This is a genomic window from Flavobacterium sp. ACN6 (assembly GCF_002304005.1).
Taxonomy (GTDB): domain Bacteria; phylum Bacteroidota; class Bacteroidia; order Flavobacteriales; family Flavobacteriaceae; genus Flavobacterium.
The window spans coordinates 1-565 of the sequence record NZ_MRCQ01000042.1 but is presented as its reverse complement, the minus strand read 5'-3'; the positions used below and the strand labels follow the sequence as shown (position 1 = coordinate 565).

Below are 565 nucleotides of genomic sequence, written 5' to 3'. Positions count from 1 at the left end.
GCATCAAAGACAGGGGGAGTAATTTTATCGATAGTAATGGTTTCATCCAAGGCAATTTCGCATCCTGAGACAGTAACTTTTGTTAGATGATAAGTGCCCAAAGGAGCCCGCGCGGTCATCAAAGTATACGGACTGCTGCTCAGGGTCACTGCCGCCTGGGGTACTCCATCCACTTCATATTCCATTATATAAGGCCCTGCAGCACTGCTTGAAAATTCGATAACAATTCCGGGACCCGTTCCCAGACATAGATCTTCTCCAAAGGAAAGTAACTTTGCATCAAAGACAGGGGGAGTAATTTTATCGATAGTAATGGTTTCATCCAAGGCAATTTCGCATCCTGAGACAGTAACTTTTGTTAGATGATAAGTGCCCAAAGGAGCCGGCGCGGTCATCAAAGTATACGGACTGCTGCTCAGGGTCACTGCCGCCTGTGGCACTCCATCCACTTCATATTCTATTATATAAGGCCCTGCAGCACTGCTTGAAAATTCGATAACAACTCCGGGACCCGTTCCCAGACATAGATCTTCCCCAAAGGAAAGTAACTTCGCATCAAAGACAG

1 protein-coding gene is annotated in these 565 nt (G+C 46.4%); it reads right to left on the bottom strand.

Features of this window, described 5'->3' with window-relative positions; genetic code table 11:
• Positions 1-565 (bottom strand): hypothetical protein (locus BSF42_RS22595; RefSeq protein ID WP_172426748.1); only part of this gene is annotated, 565 nt, incomplete at both ends.